Source organism: Microbacterium sp. CFBP9023, assembly GCF_034045055.1.
Classification (GTDB): Bacteria; Actinomycetota; Actinomycetes; order Actinomycetales; family Microbacteriaceae; genus Microbacterium.
Window position 1 is genome coordinate 211,185 of sequence record NZ_JAXCWI010000003.1, and the last position, 14,617, is coordinate 225,801.

Consider the following 14,617-nt stretch of genomic DNA (forward strand, 5'->3'; position numbering starts at 1 on the left):
CGCCGTGCCGACGGGTCCGCCTCAGCGCAGGCGCTTCTGCAGTTCGCCCATCCGCTCGCTGGGGCGGAACCCGAGCGCGGTGTTGACGGCGAGCATGTGCGCGTTCGACTCGGCGTTGTAGGTGTAGACGGCGCGGGTCTGCGGCGCCTCCCTCTGCAGCATCCGGAGATTGGCTGCCTTGACCGCGATGCCGAGCCGGTGCCCCCGGTCCGCGGTGCGCACGAGCGTGCCCCACTGATAGGCGTTGCCGTCGTCGGTCGACACGACGAGCTGCGAATACGCCGCGGCCTCGCCGTCGGCCGCGAGGGCGATGGCCCCGAACGACACGCGCCTCTGGCGGTCGAGCAGTTCCTCGCTCTCGCGGATGCTGTCGACATCGGGTCTCTGGGGTTCGATGGCGAGTTCGCCGGTCGGGGCTTCGGTCTCGAGGGCGGCGTCGAGGATCGTCCAGCGTTCCACGACCTCGTCGGGGATGCGGCCGACCCAGCTGCGGATCTCGTACGGAGCGATCGCCGATGCGATGTCGCTCTCGATCCGGTCGAGCAGTGCGGGGTCGACCGGGAGGTCGAGCCTGCTCTGCACGTCGCCGAGGGCCAGGCTGTAGCCGCGGGCGCGTGCGAACTCACGCCCCGGCGATCCGGCACCTTCCGAACCGAGTGCGTGGCGCCACGACGTCGTCCCCTGCGCGATCGTCCGACCGGACGCCGTGACCTCTGCCTCGAGGAACGCGAGGGCCTCGGAGCCGATGCCGCGCCGTCGGTGCTCGGGCGGCACGCTGATCGCGAGATGGGCGACGTGGGTGTTGTCCTTCAGGGGGAGCGCGAGGCTCGCGGAGCCGACGATCCGGTCGGCGTGGCGCAGCAGATAGGCGCGTCGGTCGACGACGGCCGACTCCTGCTGCAGCTCGCTGCGCGACTCCTCGAGCGACCACACGACGGCATCCGCGCCGCGATCCGCGCGTTCGGCGGTGGCGTACGCATCCCACCACACATCGACGGACCGGTCATCGGTCGCGTCGATGCGGAGGATCTCGATCGCCATGCGACCACCGTACGCGCCTTGTCCCTCACATAAATGTGTGATTGACAATGGTGTGTGACGCACAGTAATGTGATCGACATGAACGAGACCCTCGACACGCATCTGCAGGAACTGCGCCGCGGCACCGTGGTGCTGGCGTGCCTGCAGCTGCTGCGCACGGCGGGGTACGGCTACGGGCTGCTCGAAGACCTCGAGCGCCGCGGCTTCGCCACCGATGCGAACACGCTGTACCCGCTGCTTCGGCGTCTCGAGAAGCAGGAGTACCTGACGAGCGAGTGGAACACCGACGAGGCGCGGCCCCGCAAGTTCTACCGCACATCGGAAGCCGGCATCCGGCTCGCCGACACCCTGACCGAAGAATGGCGATCGCTCACGACGGCGATCGCGACCCTCACAGCTGAGGAGAACTGACATGCCCTCGACAGCCACGCTCACCGAGCGATACATCAGCGCCACGATCCGCAGCCTCACACCCGAGGTGCAGGACGACGTCCGCGCCGAGCTCGAAGGATCCATCGCCGACGCGATCGACGCGAGACTCGAACAGGGGGACGACCCGACCGAGGCGGAACGAGCGGTCCTCACAGAGCTGGGCGACCCCGGCGTCCTCGCCGCCGGCTACGCCGACCGGCCGCTGCACCTGATCGGACCCCGGTACTACCTCGTGTGGTGGCGGCTGCTCAAGCTGCTGCTCATCATCGTGCCGGTGTGCGCGATGGGCGGTGTCGCGATCGCGCAGGCGATCGAGCGCGCACCCATCGGAACGATGATCGGCGCCGCCGTCACGGTCGGCATCTCGGTCATCGTGCACGTCTGCTTCTGGGTGACCCTGGTCTTCTTCATCCTCGAGCGCACCGGAGCGGACACCGGGGTGAGGTGGGACGTCGACCAGCTGCCCGAGCCGACCCAGAACGGAGCCGGCAGGGCGGACGCGATCGCGTCGCTCGTGTTCCTCGTGCTGGGGGTGGGCGCGGTCTTCTGGGACGCATTCATCGGCTTCTTCCCGACGAAAGAAGATCCGATCGCGATCCTGAACCCGGGTCTGTGGCCCTGGGGGATCACGTTCTTCCTCGGGCTCTTCGTCGCCGAGGCGCTGCTGACGGTGGTGGTCTACGCTCGCCGCCGCTGGACGATCGGTGCCGCTGTGGTCAACACCGTGCTCGCGGCGGTGTTCGCCGTCTGGTCGCTGACGCTGCTGGTGCAGGGCGAGCTGCTCAACCCCGAGTTCCTCCGCTTCGTCTTCACCGACAACGGCGTGACCGATGAGACGATGCGCATCCTGACCGTGATCACCGGGTTCGCCCTCATCGCGTTCCCGATCTGGGACATCGTCGACGGCTGGATCAAGACCGCTCGCGCTCGCCGCGGCTGATCACCGCACGCAGACGGCGTCGCCTCTTCGGGGCGACGCCGTCTCCGTGTGCAACCCGGGCGGGAATAGGCTGGATGCTGTGACCAGCGCATTCGTCTCAGACCTGTTCGACCCGGACGAATGGGTGCTCGCGCCCGGTGCCGAGGACTACACCGACATCACCGCCCACGTGAGCACGGACGGCGGAGTCGCGCGCATCGCGTTCAACCGCCCCGAGGTGCGCAACGCCTTCCGCCCGCACACGGTCGACGAGCTCTACCGGGCACTCGACGACGCACGGCAGAACCCCCGCATCGGCGCGGTCCTCCTCACCGGCAACGGACCGAGTCCGAAGGACGGCGGGTGGGCGTTCTGCTCGGGCGGCGACCAGCGCATCCGCGGCCGCGACGGATACAAGTACTCCGATGACGAGACGACCGTGCACGATCCGGCTCGCGCCGGTCGCCTGCACATCCTCGAGGTCCAGCGTCTCATCCGTTTCATGCCGAAGGTCGTCATCGCCGTCGTGCCGGGCTGGGCGGCCGGCGGAGGGCACTCGCTGCACGTGGTGTGCGACCTCACGATCGCCTCCGCCGAGGAGGCGCGGTTCAAGCAGACCGACGCCGATGTCGGCAGCTTCGATGCGGGGTACGGATCGGCGTACATGGCGAGGCAGACCGGGCAGAAGTTCGCGCGCGAGGTGTTCTTCCTCGCCGAGGAGTACTCGGCGCAGCGGGCGTACGAGGCCGGGGCGGTCAACCGGGTCGTGCCCCATGCCGACCTCGAGCGCGAGGCGCTGAAGATGGCGCGCACCGTGCTCACCAAGTCGCCCACGGCGATCCGCATGCTGAAGTTCGCCTTCAACGCGGTGGACGACGGGCTCGTGGGGCAGCAGGTGTTCGCGGGCGAGGCCACGCGTCTCGCCTACGGCACCGATGAAGCGGTCGAGGGCCGCGACTCGTTCCTCGAGAAGCGGGACGCCGACTGGACCTCGTTCCCCTGGCACTACTGAGCGGATCGAGACGCACATGGTCGCGCTGACACCGACGGATGCCGAGGATCCGGCCGAACTGCGGGCCGCTCTGGCGCGCGCGCTCGACGGCGGGCCGGCGCTCGGATTCGGGATGCTCGGAGACGCCCCGAAATGGGTGCCGGACGGCACGGCCGTCGTGATCGCCACCTCGGGCTCCAGCGGGGTCCCCAAGCGGGTCGCGTTGAGCGGCGAGGCGCTGCGGGCGAGCGCCGAGGCGACGGCGTCGAGAGTGGGCGGCGGGCGCTGGCTGCTCGCCCTGCCTGCCGGATACGTGGCGGGACTCCAGGTCATCGTGCGGTCTCTGATGGCAGGCACGCACCCTGTCGCGCTGAGCGGTCGGTTCTCGCCCGATTCGTTCGCCGACGCGACGCTGTCGATGCTCCGCCCGCTGCCGGGCGGTTCCGCCGGCATCCCCGAGCTGTACACCTCGCTCGTCCCCGCGCAGCTGTCGACACTTCTCGATGCGGCTGACGACCGACCTGTGCGTGCGGCCCTTCAGGCGTACCGGGCGATCCTCGTGGGTGGCCAGGCGCTGCCGGAACCGCTGCGTGACCGCGCCGCCGATCTCGGCATCCGACTCGTCCGCACCTATGGCTCCACCGAGACGAGCGGGGGATGCGTCTACGACGGCGTCCCCCTCGACACCGTCGCCGTGCGCACGGTCGACGGAGAGCTGCGCATCGCCGGTCCGATGCTCGCTGACGGCTATCTCGGCGACGGGGAGCTCACGGCGAAGAACTTCTCGCGCGACGAGCACGGCATCCGCTGGTATCACACCGGCGATCTCGGGCTCTACGACGACGGCGTCGTGCGGGTGCACGGTCGTGCCGACAACGTGATCGTCTCCGGCGGCATCAACATCTCGCTCGATCGGGTCGAGCGGTTGGTGCGCGGCGTTCCGGGTCTCACCGACGCCGTCGTGGTCGGCGTGCCGGACGAGCGATGGGGCGAGGCCTCGGTCATCGTCGCCCCGAGAGGCGAGGCGCTGCGGCGCAGCGAGGCCGAGCAGCTCGCGCACGCGAGGGATCTCGTCGCCGCCGAGCTCGGCAGGCACGCGAGACCGGCTCGGCTGATCATGGTCGACGAACTGGCCGTGCTGGCCTCAGGGAAGCCGGACCGCGAGTCGATCAGGCGGGCCGTCGCCGAACTGCACTGACGGCGGATTTCAGCGGCGAGAAGAGCACTGCCAGACTGAGCCATGGCCACCTACACCCACGGGCATCACGAGACCGTCCTCCGCTCGCACAGCAGTCGCGACATCTCCAACTCGGCGGAGTACCTCCGCCCGCACCTGACAGAGACCACCCGGCTTCTCGATGTCGGAGCGGGGCCAGGCACCATCACGATCGACTTCGCCGGCACCGTCGCCCATGTCACGGCGACCGAGATCGATGAGAACGCACTCTCGCTGTCGCGTGATCTCGCATCGCGCAGGGGACTGGACAACCTCGACTTCGCGGTCGAGGACGTGCATGCACTGACCTTCGCCGACGACAGCTTCGACGTCGTGCATGCGCACCAGGTGCTGCAGCACGTCGGCGACCCCGTGCAGGCGCTCCGGGAGATGCGTCGGGTGACGGCGCCGGGTGGTGTCGTGGGGGTGCGCGACGCCGACTACGCGGGCTTCCTCTGGTTCCCGATCCTGCCCGAGCTCGATCGATGGCTCGACCTCTATCGTCGCGCGGCCCGAGCGAACGGCGGCGAGCCCGATGCGGGGCGTCGACTGCTCGCCTGGGCGCGGGCCGCCGGATTCGACGACATCACGGCGACGTCCTCCACGTGGACATACGCGACCCCCGAGGACCGCGCATGGTGGGGCGGCATGTGGGCCGATCGCATCCTCGAGTCCGCGCTCGCCCGGCAGCTGGTCGACGGCGAGATGGCGACGCGGCGCGACCTGCAGGAGATCAGCGACGCGTGGAAGCGCTGGGCCGACGACGGCGACGGCTGGTACCTCGTGCCGCACGGCGAGATCATCGCCCGCGCCTGACCGGACCGCGGATACATCTGCAGGCGGATGCGAGGCGGGTGCCGTGCCGCGTAGCGTGGGGGAGTGATCCGCCCGCTCTCCCGTACGGCGCTCGTGCTCGACATCGTCGGGGCGGCGCTGCTCTTCGTCATCCTCACGCCGTTCTCCGTCGTCTTCTACGGCCCGGGGGCGGTCGGCGAGGGGATCAGCGGTGCGGCGGTCGCGGCGATCGTCACCGCGGGCATCCTGATGTTCGGCGGAGTCGCGATCGGCAGGCTCGCCCCCGGACTCGCGCTCGCCGTGGCCTGGGCGGGCGCGATCGTGCAGATGCTGTCCGGATTCGGTCCGCTGCCGATCGATGTGGCGATCCTCCTGGTGCTCTACGCGACCGCCGCCTGGGGGTCCCGCGCGGTGCTGTGGTGGGGTTTCGGCTCGGCGCTGCTCGGTGCTCTGGTCTCGGCGGTCTACCTGGTCGTCGTCACGGGCGTCACCTCCGGCGCCAGCGGGTGGGATCAGCTGACGACCGGCACGCTGCTCCTGGTCGTCTCGGTGCTCGCGCTCGGATTCGCGTGGGTCTGCGGTCTGCTGTGGCGGGTGGTGCTGCGCGCGCGGAGCACCCGTTCGGCGCAGCTGAAGGCGGAGTCGCTCGCGGCGGAGGAGCAGGAGCGTGTGCGGATCGCCCGCGACATGCACGACATCGTCGCGCACTCGCTGGCCGTGGTGATCGCGCAGGCCGACGGCGCCAGGTATGCGGCCGCCGCGAAGCCCGAGATGGCCACCAAGGCCCTCGGGACCATCGCCCAGACCGCTCGCAGCGCGTTGAGCGACGTGCGTCTGCTGCTCACGCAGCTGCGCCACCGACAGGGGGACGGTCCCCAGCCGACGCTCGCAGACCTCGAGTCGCTGTTCGCGCAGGTGCGTCAGGCGGGAGTCCAGCCCCGGATCACCGTCGATCCGATGCCGCCGGGGGAGCCGCCGGGAGCGATCCAGCTCGCGGTGTACCGGATCCTCCAGGAGGCGCTCACGAACGCCATCCGTCACGGCGACGGCGCGGTCGACGTGCACCTCGCGTGGCTTCCCGACCGTGTCGACATCCAGGTGCGCAACACCGTGGGACGGGATCAGCCGCAGATCGGCGGCGGTCACGGGGTGATCGGCATGCGTGAACGGGCGCAGCTCGTCGGCGGTAGCCTTCAGGCGGAGCGCCAGGGAGCGCAGTTCGTCGTCCGCGCCTCGCTCCCGATCGGAGAAGTCGCATGATCAGGGTCGTCCTCGTCGATGATCAGGCGCTGTTCCGCGCCGGAGTCCGCATGCTGCTCGCCTCGCAGCCCGATCTCGACGTCGTCGGAGAAGCGGGCGATGGCCGCGAAGCCGTCGCTCTCGTGCACGCGACTCGACCGGACGTGGTGCTGATGGACATCAGGATGCCGGTCATGGACGGGCTCGCTGCGACCGCCGAGATCCTCGCTCAGCCCGACCCGCCGCGCATCGTCATGCTGACGACCTTCGACCTCGACGAGGCCGCCGCTCGCGCGATCCGTCAGGGGGCAAGCGGATTCCTCCTCAAGGACGCCGACCCCGAGTTCCTCCTCGCCGCGATCCGCACCGTCCACGCGGGCTCGAGCGTCATCGCCGCGTCGGCGACCCGCGAGCTGTTCGAGCACTTCGCCGAGGAGCCGAAGCCGGTGCCCGTGCAGTTCTCCGCGCTGACCGAGCGTGAGCGCGAGATCTTCGCGCTCGCCGCCCGGGGGCTCTCGAACTCCGAGATCGCCGCTCGCGAATATCTCAGCGAGGCGACCGTCAAGACCCACATCAGCCGCATCCTGACGAAGCTCACCCTCCGCGACCGGGTGCAGCTGGTGGTCTTCGCGTTCGAGCACGGACTCGCCTGACCCGATTCCTGTCCGCGGGATCATCCTTGCGATGTAGGCGGATGCGCCGTCAGGCCGACGCGGCGGAGCAGCCGGCGTCCGTAGCGTCGAAGGCATGGAGATCACGACCACCGACCTCGGGCTCGCAGCCCGCGTCCAGCACCTCAAGAAGACCTACGGCGCCGGCGAGGGCACCGTCCACGCGCTGGACGACGTCAGCGTCGGCATCCGCCGCGGACAGTTCACCGCCATCATGGGACCGTCCGGTTCGGGCAAGTCCACGCTCATGCACATCATGGCCGGCCTCGACACCCCGACGCAGGGGAGGAGCTGGATCGGCGACACCGAGATCACGGAGCTCGGAGACCTCGATCTCACGATCCTGCGCCGCCGCCGGGTCGGCTTCATCTTCCAGGCGTTCAACCTCGTGCCGACGCTCACCGCCCTCGGCAACATCATGCTGCCGTTCGAACTCGACGGGCGGCGACCCAGCGCGATCGAGAAGGCGCGCATCGATGGACTGATCCAGACGCTCGGGCTCGGATCCCGTCTGCAGCACCGACCGCATCAGCTCTCGGGGGGCCAGCAGCAGCGCGTCGCCATCGCCCGTGCGCTCGCCACGGCGCCCGATCTCGTGTTCGCCGACGAGCCCACGGGCAATCTCGATTCCCGCACGGGGCGCGAGGTGCTGCAGCTGCTGGCCACCGCGAGCCGCGAGCACGGACAGTCCATCGCCATGGTCACCCACGACGCGATCGCGGCGAGCCATGCCGACCGGGTGCTGTTCCTCGGAGACGGCCGGATCGTCGCCGACCACCCGCGCCAGACCGCCGAGGAGATCTCGGCCTACATGCTCGCCGCCGAGGTCGCGGCATGAGCGCCGTCATCGAGTCTCCGACTCTCGCCGTCGTACCGCAGACGTCCGCGACCGGTCCGCGCCTCGCCTGGCTGCGCGACCGGGGCATGGGCGCCAGCATCCTGGTCGCAGCGCTCTCGGCCGCTTTCGGAGTGGTGCTGGTCGAGACCACGGCCTACCTCGGAGCCGTGCTGCAGGCCGACCCCTTCATCGGCGACAGCGAGACGCTCGCGTTCATCGTGGGACTGCTCTCGGTGCTGCTCACGGGCGTCGCGATGTACGTCGCCGCGATCGTCACCGCGAACACGTTCTCGACGATCATCGCCGGGCGCACGCGTCAGATCGCCCTGATGCGCCTCATCGGCGCGACCGCGAGGTCCCAGCGGGCCGTGGTCGGCCGGCAGGGCTTCGCGGTGGGGGTCATCGGCGCGGCACTGGGGCTTCTCGCCGGCCTCGTGATCGCCGCGGTCGGCGTGCAGATCGGTTCCGGACTGATCGAGAACGTGCCGCAGGGGTTCTCTCTCGCCCAGCCCTTCATCGCCTTGCCGGTCGTCGGCGTCGCGCTCACGACCTGGGCGGCGGCATGGGTGGGCTCCAGACGCGTCCTCGCGGTCACGCCGCTGCAGGCGATCGGCGGGTCGGTCGAGCGCACTCGCGAAGAGCTGTCCCGCCCCGGGCGGCACATCGGCGCATGGATCCTGCTGGCTTCCGGCACCGTGCTGCTGGCGGCAGGGGTCGTCGTCGGCCTCGTGCACCCGCTCGGGGTGGTCGTCGCCTTCGTCGGCGGACTGCTCTCCTTCACCGGACTCGCGCTCGGATCGGTGCTGTTCATGCCTCCCGTGCTGCGTCTGGTCGGGCGGATGTTCGGATCGAGTGCCACGGCACGGCTCGCGGCCGAGAACGCCCTCCGCTATCCCGAGCGCTCGTCGCGCATGGCGATCGGCGTCGTGATGGGGGTCACACTGGTCACGATGTTCGCGGTCGCGCTCGAATCGGTCAAGCAGATGCTGATCGGTCAGGTCGAGGGCGAGACGCCTGCAGAGTTCTTCACCCCGTTCGACGCCTTCGCATCGGTGATGATGGTGCTCGTGGCGGTGTCGGCGGTGATCGCCGCGGTCGGTCTCGTCAATCTTCTGACGATCGGCGTCGTGCAGCGTCGTCGCGAGCTCGGACTCCTCCGGTCCATCGGCCTGTCCAATGGGCAGGTGCGCCGCATGGTGCTGCTCGAGGCGGCGCACATCACGGTGGCCGCGACGCTGACCGGGTTGATCCTGGGCATCGCCTACGGATGGATCGCGGCGCAGTCGCTGCTCGGCTCCGTGCCGACCCTGCCCGACTTCGAGGCCGCCGGGCTCGTCGCACCGCACGTGCCCTGGCTGCCCGTGGTCATCATCGTCGCGGCGACCGCTGTGCTGACCCTGGTGGCTGCCGCGACGCCGACCCGCCTCGCCACCCGCGTGGCGCCCGTCGACGCACTGGCCGCCGACTGACGACGACGCCTGGGGATGCCCCGATGACCGAATCCGTCATCGGGGCATCGGCACCCGGGCGGTCGTTCTAGGCTGGACGGATGCCGTCTCCGTTCGACCAGTCCACGTATCAGGTGCGTCTCGAGTGGGGCGTCGACGGGCTCGATCGCCTCGCGACCGCCGATGTCGTCGTGGTGGTCGACGTGCTCCGCTTCTCGTCGACGGTGGCAGACGCTGTCGCGTCGGGCTCCGCGGTCTCGCTCGACGACGCGCGTGAATGGTCCCGCAACGGCGCCGCGGTCGCCGCCCGCGCCGGCGACGCGGTCGTGCTGATCGGAAGTCTCCGCAACGCGGCGGCAGTGGCACGAGCGATCGCGACGCTGCAGGAGCGCAACCAGTCACGCACTTCCGTGAGCGTGATCGCCGCGGGCGAAGCCGACGCCGCGGGCGCCGTGCGCTTCGCGGTCGAGGACCACCTCGGAGCCGGCGCGATCGTCGCCGCGCTCACCGAACTCGGCATAGACCACACGGCGCCCGATGCGGCCGTGGCCGCCGAGGGATTCCGCGCGCTGAAGAGGGCGCTGCGCCACATGGTCAGCGCGAGCGGTTCGGCGCGTGAGCTCGCGGACGGGGTCGCCGCGACCGAGCGGATGCGGGCGTCCGGTGCCGCGCCGACGACGGTGTCGGACGCCGCCGAGCTCGACGCCCTGGATGTCGTCCCCGTGCTGCGTGACGGGCTCTTCGTCGCCTTCGACTGAGCGGTCTGCGGTCGTCCCCGGCGCGCAGGCCATCCCCGCTCGGGGGTGAGGCGCCTGTGGATCTCGTCCCTGCACGCGCTCGGCAACAGGCCGTGCATCCGGCACGGGTTTCGTGTTCCGCGACGTAGGGTCATGGCATGAGGTTCGTCCCCGCTTTCATCGTCGATGCCGTCCTGGTGCTCGTCTTCGCCGTGATCGGCCGTGCCTCGCACGGAGAAGATCCCGGCGGGTTCCTGCTCACCGCCTGGCCGTTCATCGTCGCCCTTCTGCTGGGTCACATCGTGGCCGCGCTTCTGCCGGCGAGACCGCGTCGACCGTGGTCGCTGGCCTGGGGTGCCGTCGTCTGGCTCGTCACCGTGGTCGGCGGGCTGCTGCTGCGGGTCGTGGCGGGGGACACCGCGCAGATCGCGTTCATCATCGTCACGACCCTCGTGCTCGGCGTCTTCCTCGTCGGGTGGCGAGCCGTGGCAGCGCTCCTGCGTCGGCGTGCGGGGCGTGCGAGCGACGTCGGTGCGGCGCGCGGGCGGCCTGAGGAGCGGGAGGATGACGACACTCCCGTCGACCGGGACGCACCCGCCGACGCGGCAGCCTCGGATCGAGCGCAGGAGGAACCCTCGCCCGAGGCCGATCCGGAATCAGGTCCTCACGCGCGCTGACCGCACTCTGCGGGTTCGCGGCGCTCGGGGCGGGTCGACGTCGTGCGCGGATCAGCGCGACATCTGCGCCGCGAGCCTTGTGTCGGCCGTGATCTCGCGCCGAGTCCAGTCGAACAGGTAGCGCGCGTCGTACGAGCGGGAGCACCGCGCGCACGATGTGGCGCGTGAGGGACGCCGGTGGCGGTAGGTCACGTGACCAGCGGGGCACTGGCCGACCCACGGCGCGAGTTCGACCGCCGTCTCGCCATGGTGGGTGGTTCCGCCGACGTAGCCCAGGTCTCGGGCCACGCGCTTCCAGGTCGGGCCGTGGGCCGCTTCATGACCCGCGAGGGCATGCGCCACCTCGTGCAGCAGCACCTGATGGATCTCGTCGTCCTCGAACCGCGCAGCCAGATACCGCGACACGGTGATGCGCTTCTTCGTGTAGTCGCACTGCCCCGCCCGACGCTTCGCGTGGTCGAAGCCGAATGACCAGCTGTCGTCGAGGTGCAGCGTGATCAGTGCCTCGCCCCAGACGCGCACCCGGTCAAGTTCCGCCATGCGATCAGGCTAAGCCATACCGCCGACATCGCCCCTCAGCGGGGCACCGGCGGGCGTGTGCTGCCGTCAGCCCGCGACGAGCTGCGTCGTGCGGCGCCGCTCGGCGGCTTCGATGGCGAGCAGCACCGTCTCGAGCTCTCGGTCCTCGGCCCCGGCCTCGCGGCGCAGGAAGAGGGACTGCTTGAAGCTCTCGCGAGCGGTCTCGTAGTCGCCGGCCTCGTAGGCGTTCCTGCCGTGATGGTGGTGCGCGAACGCGGCGATCGACAGCCAGCGCTGTCCCTCGGCTTCGGCGGCGCACGTCGCGAGCTCCTGCTCGGCGGCGGCGTGGGCTCCGCGGTGCTGCAGGATCGTGGCGTGCAGCACCCTCGAGCGCAGGACGTCCTTGCGCGTGCCCGCCATGCGCGACTGGCGCACGGCCTCATCGGCGAGGGGGAGCGCTTCGTCCAGACGGTCGAGGACCTTCAGCAGCCAGACCCGCTCCAGCAGTGCCGGAAGGCTCCGCTGGCTCTCGATCTCCTCCAGCCGTGCGGCGCATTCACCGAGGTCGACCAGCTCGCGAAGGCTCTCCGGGTCGTATCCCTGGATGAAACTCATTGCTCTCCTTCCGCAGCGTCCCCCGTCAAGTGTGCCTCGCGTCGGCGCAGTCGTCGGGGCGGCACGCCCCACGGCCCCGCATCCGATCTCGATCGAGGCCTCAGCGGAGGAACAGTGAGGCGTCCGGACGAGGGGAGGCGACGGCATCCGCATCGGTCACCACGCGCGCACCCTGCACGAAGGCGGTCACCTCGGCACCCTGCGCGATCTTGGCGGGATGTGGCCCCGCGGCGAGCATCCTGGGCAGCCATTCGGTCGGCAGGGGAGCCGCCGATGCGGCGATCACGAGGTTGCCGAACCTGCGCCCCTTCAGCACCTGGGTGTCGGCGAGGACGCCGATCTCGGGCAGCACCTCCGCGATCGTCGCGACCTGTCGCCGGGCGAAGGCGAGGCCCGGCCCGTCGGCGACGTTCACGAGCAGCACGCCGGCGGGCGCGAGTAGTTCGGCGAGTTCGCGGTAGAACTCAATGCTGGTGAGGTGAGCCGGCGTCTGGGCTCCGGAGTAGACGTCGGACACCACCAGATCGCAGGTGCCGACGATCGCCGGGGGGAGGCGGCGGACGCCCTCGCGGGCATCTCCGATGCGGAGCCGGATGGCCGCGCCTCGCGGCAGGGGGAGGTGCTCGCGCACGAGGGTGGCCAGCGGTGCCTCGAGCTCGATCACCTGCTGCCGGGAACCGGGGCGGGTCGCCTCGATGTAGCGGGGGATCGTCAGTGCGCCCGCGCCGAGGTGCACCGCCGTCAGGGGACCGGCGGCGAGCTGGTCGATCACGGCGCCCATCCGCACGATGTACTCGAAGTGCAGGTGCGTGGGGTCATCCAGGTCGACGTGCGACTGCGGGGTGTCGTCGACGATGAGCTCGAATCCGCTGGTGAACTCCGACGGCACGATGCGGGCGATGCCTCCGTGGTCGAGACGGACCTGCGGGTGCTCGGTGTCCTTCGCTCGCGTCCTGCCCATCCTCCGAGACTACGCGCTCACTCCGCCTCGACATCGTGTGGTCGGCTCACGCGATGGGAGGATTGAGGGCTGCTGACTCGCCGCGAGTCTGCCGCGGAGGCTCGATGTTACGGCCGCATGACGTTTCCGAGAATAACTTGCAGGGAATTAGTTAGTGATGAATACTTTTTCCTACGTGGTAGGCACCCGATGCCGCCAGGACGTTCAAAGAGGAGATCCCTGATGCACAAGCGCATTCTTCCGGTCGTGGCGCTGGGCGCCGTGGCCACCCTGGGCCTGGCGGCCTGTGCCGGCGGCGGAGCCGACACCGGCGGAGCCGTCGACGGAGAGGGCCAGGAGCTCACCGTCTGGATCATGAAGGGCACGAACCCGGACGCGAGCGCGTTCTACGACGAGGTCTCGAGCGCCTTCGAGGACGAGACCGGCGCCACGGTCAAGATCGAGGAGATCCAGTGGGCGGACGCTCACGATCGCTTCGTCACGTCCATCGCCGGCGGCACCACGCCCGACATCGCCGAGACCGGAACCACCTGGACCGCGGAGTTCGCGGACGCGGGTGCCCTCGAGCCGCTCGACGAGTACGTCGACGCCGAAGACGGCCTGCGTGACGACCTCGTCGAGGGCCTCGCGGTCGCCGGCACCTACGAAGACGAGCTGTACGGCATGCCCTGGTACGCCGGAGTCCGCTCCATCGTCTACCGCACCGACGTGTTCGAGGAGCTCGGTCTCGAGGCCCCGAAGACGTGGGACGACATCGTCACCGCTGGCGAGGCCATCAAGGCCGCCAAGCCCGACATGCTGCCGTTCCCCGTCGCGGGTGACGCGGAGTTCCAGGTGTACCCCTGGGTCTGGGGCGCCGGTGGCGAGGTCGCGACCCTCGACGGCAAGACCTGGACGAGCGAACTCGACAGCAAGGAGTCGCAGGCCGGCATCGAGTTCTACACCGGACTCGCGACCGAGCACGGCTTCTCCTCCGCCGGGGCCACGACCTGGAAGGAGACGGACCTCCGTGACTCGTTCACGCAGGGCAACGTCGCCATGATGCTCTCGGGCTCCTGGACCCCGAAGGCTCTGATCGAGGCCAACCCCGAGCTCGAGGGCAAGATCGGCGCCGCCGTGATCCCCGGCGAGGACGGCGGCATCGCTCCGTCCGTGCTCGGCGGCTCGCACCTGTCGGTCTTCAACACGACCGAGAACGCCGACCTCGCATGGGAGTTCGTCAAGCTGATGACCACGGGCGAGTTCGCCGAGAAGTGGGCTGACGAGACCGGATACTTCCCGGGAGTGCAGTCCGCGATGGAGGAGGCCCTGGCCTCGACCGACCCGCTCGTCGCTCCGTTCGCGCAGCAGATGGTCGAGGGCGGCGCATCCGTGCCGGTCACCCCGAACTTCGGTGCCGTTCAGGCGAAGAAGACCACCAACTCGATGATCCAGGCGATCCTCAGCGGGCAGAAGGACGTCGCCACGGCGACGAAGGACGCCGCTGCTGAGATGACCGACCTGCTCAACCAGTAAGGC

16 protein-coding genes are annotated in these 14,617 nt (G+C 70.0%); 12 read left to right on the forward strand and 4 right to left on the reverse strand.

The window, feature by feature from the left end:
- Positions 1 to 21: 21 nt before the first annotated feature.
- On the reverse strand, positions 22 to 1,041 hold the full coding sequence (locus SOM10_RS15695) for a GNAT family N-acetyltransferase (protein ID WP_320490997.1): 1,020 nt from the start codon (positions 1,039 to 1,041) through the stop codon (positions 22 to 24).
- 78 nt (positions 1,042 to 1,119) lie between these two features.
- Here SOM10_RS15695 and SOM10_RS15700 point away from each other — a divergent pair, with 78 nt between their 5' ends.
- The 11 genes from SOM10_RS15700 (at position 1,120) to SOM10_RS15750 (ending at position 11,004) form a co-directional block, all read left to right on the forward strand.
- Positions 1,120 to 1,452 (forward strand): PadR family transcriptional regulator, encoded by a 333-nt coding sequence (locus tag SOM10_RS15700; RefSeq protein WP_082586537.1) that lies wholly within the window; start codon positions 1,120 to 1,122, stop codon positions 1,450 to 1,452.
- 1 nt (position 1,453) lies between these two features.
- Positions 1,454 to 2,413, forward strand: a complete 960-nt coding sequence (locus SOM10_RS15705; protein ID WP_320491000.1) for a permease prefix domain 1-containing protein — start codon at positions 1,454 to 1,456, stop codon at positions 2,411 to 2,413.
- A gap of 79 nt (positions 2,414 to 2,492) precedes the next feature.
- Entirely contained in the window at positions 2,493 to 3,404 is a 912-nt protein-coding gene (locus tag SOM10_RS15710; protein WP_053098880.1) for a 1,4-dihydroxy-2-naphthoyl-CoA synthase, read from the forward strand.
- Positions 3,405 to 3,420: 16 nt separating this feature from the next.
- Complete coding sequence (locus tag SOM10_RS15715) at positions 3,421 to 4,581, forward strand: AMP-binding protein (protein WP_056277153.1); 1,161 nt, start codon at positions 3,421 to 3,423, stop codon at positions 4,579 to 4,581.
- 42 nt (positions 4,582 to 4,623) lie between these two features.
- Positions 4,624 to 5,415: a class I SAM-dependent methyltransferase gene (locus SOM10_RS15720; RefSeq protein WP_320491004.1), complete on the forward strand. Its 792-nt coding sequence runs from the start codon at positions 4,624 to 4,626 to the stop codon at positions 5,413 to 5,415.
- A 63-nt stretch (positions 5,416 to 5,478) separates the two neighbouring features.
- Positions 5,479 to 6,654 (forward strand): histidine kinase, encoded by a 1,176-nt coding sequence (locus SOM10_RS15725; protein WP_320491006.1) that lies wholly within the window; start codon positions 5,479 to 5,481, stop codon positions 6,652 to 6,654.
- A complete protein-coding gene (locus SOM10_RS15730; RefSeq protein WP_053098884.1) occupies positions 6,651 to 7,286 on the forward strand; it encodes a response regulator in 636 nt (211 codons plus the stop codon). The genes SOM10_RS15725 and SOM10_RS15730 overlap by 4 nt, the downstream gene beginning before the upstream one ends.
- Positions 7,287 to 7,380: 94 nt before the next feature.
- On the forward strand, positions 7,381 to 8,142 hold the full coding sequence (locus tag SOM10_RS15735; protein ID WP_053098885.1) for an ABC transporter ATP-binding protein: 762 nt from the start codon (positions 7,381 to 7,383) through the stop codon (positions 8,140 to 8,142).
- Positions 8,139 to 9,611 (forward strand): ABC transporter permease, encoded by a 1,473-nt coding sequence (locus SOM10_RS15740; RefSeq protein ID WP_053098886.1) that lies wholly within the window; start codon positions 8,139 to 8,141, stop codon positions 9,609 to 9,611. The genes SOM10_RS15735 and SOM10_RS15740 overlap by 4 nt, the downstream gene beginning before the upstream one ends.
- 80 nt (positions 9,612 to 9,691) lie before the next feature.
- On the forward strand, positions 9,692 to 10,348 hold the full coding sequence (locus SOM10_RS15745; protein ID WP_056277169.1) for a 2-phosphosulfolactate phosphatase: 657 nt from the start codon (positions 9,692 to 9,694) through the stop codon (positions 10,346 to 10,348).
- Between the two features lie 137 nt (positions 10,349 to 10,485).
- Positions 10,486 to 11,004: a DUF3054 domain-containing protein gene (locus SOM10_RS15750; protein WP_320491008.1), complete on the forward strand. Its 519-nt coding sequence runs from the start codon at positions 10,486 to 10,488 to the stop codon at positions 11,002 to 11,004.
- Positions 11,005 to 11,055: 51 nt separating this feature from the next.
- Here the strand turns inward: SOM10_RS15750 and SOM10_RS15755 are convergent, their stop codons facing one another.
- From SOM10_RS15755 to SOM10_RS15765, 3 genes are all read right to left on the reverse strand, one after another.
- Positions 11,056 to 11,544 carry a SprT-like domain-containing protein gene (locus SOM10_RS15755; protein ID WP_053098888.1) on the reverse strand — a complete coding sequence of 163 codons (489 nt, stop codon included), beginning with the start codon at positions 11,542 to 11,544 and terminating at the stop codon, positions 11,056 to 11,058.
- 66 nt (positions 11,545 to 11,610) lie between these two features.
- Positions 11,611 to 12,138 carry a hypothetical protein gene (locus SOM10_RS15760; protein WP_056277172.1) on the reverse strand — a complete coding sequence of 176 codons (528 nt, stop codon included), beginning with the start codon at positions 12,136 to 12,138 and terminating at the stop codon, positions 11,611 to 11,613.
- A 100-nt stretch (positions 12,139 to 12,238) separates the two neighbouring features.
- Positions 12,239 to 13,099, reverse strand: a complete 861-nt coding sequence (locus SOM10_RS15765) for a spermidine synthase (protein WP_053098890.1) — start codon at positions 13,097 to 13,099, stop codon at positions 12,239 to 12,241.
- Between the two features lie 222 nt (positions 13,100 to 13,321).
- On the opposite strand from SOM10_RS15765, the gene SOM10_RS15770 reads away from it, so the two are divergent.
- The gene (locus SOM10_RS15770) at positions 13,322 to 14,614 is read left to right on the forward strand and encodes a sugar ABC transporter substrate-binding protein (protein WP_053098891.1); all 1,293 of its coding nucleotides are present in this window, start codon (positions 13,322 to 13,324) and stop codon (positions 14,612 to 14,614) included.
- The last annotated feature ends 3 nt before the right edge of the window (positions 14,615 to 14,617 follow it).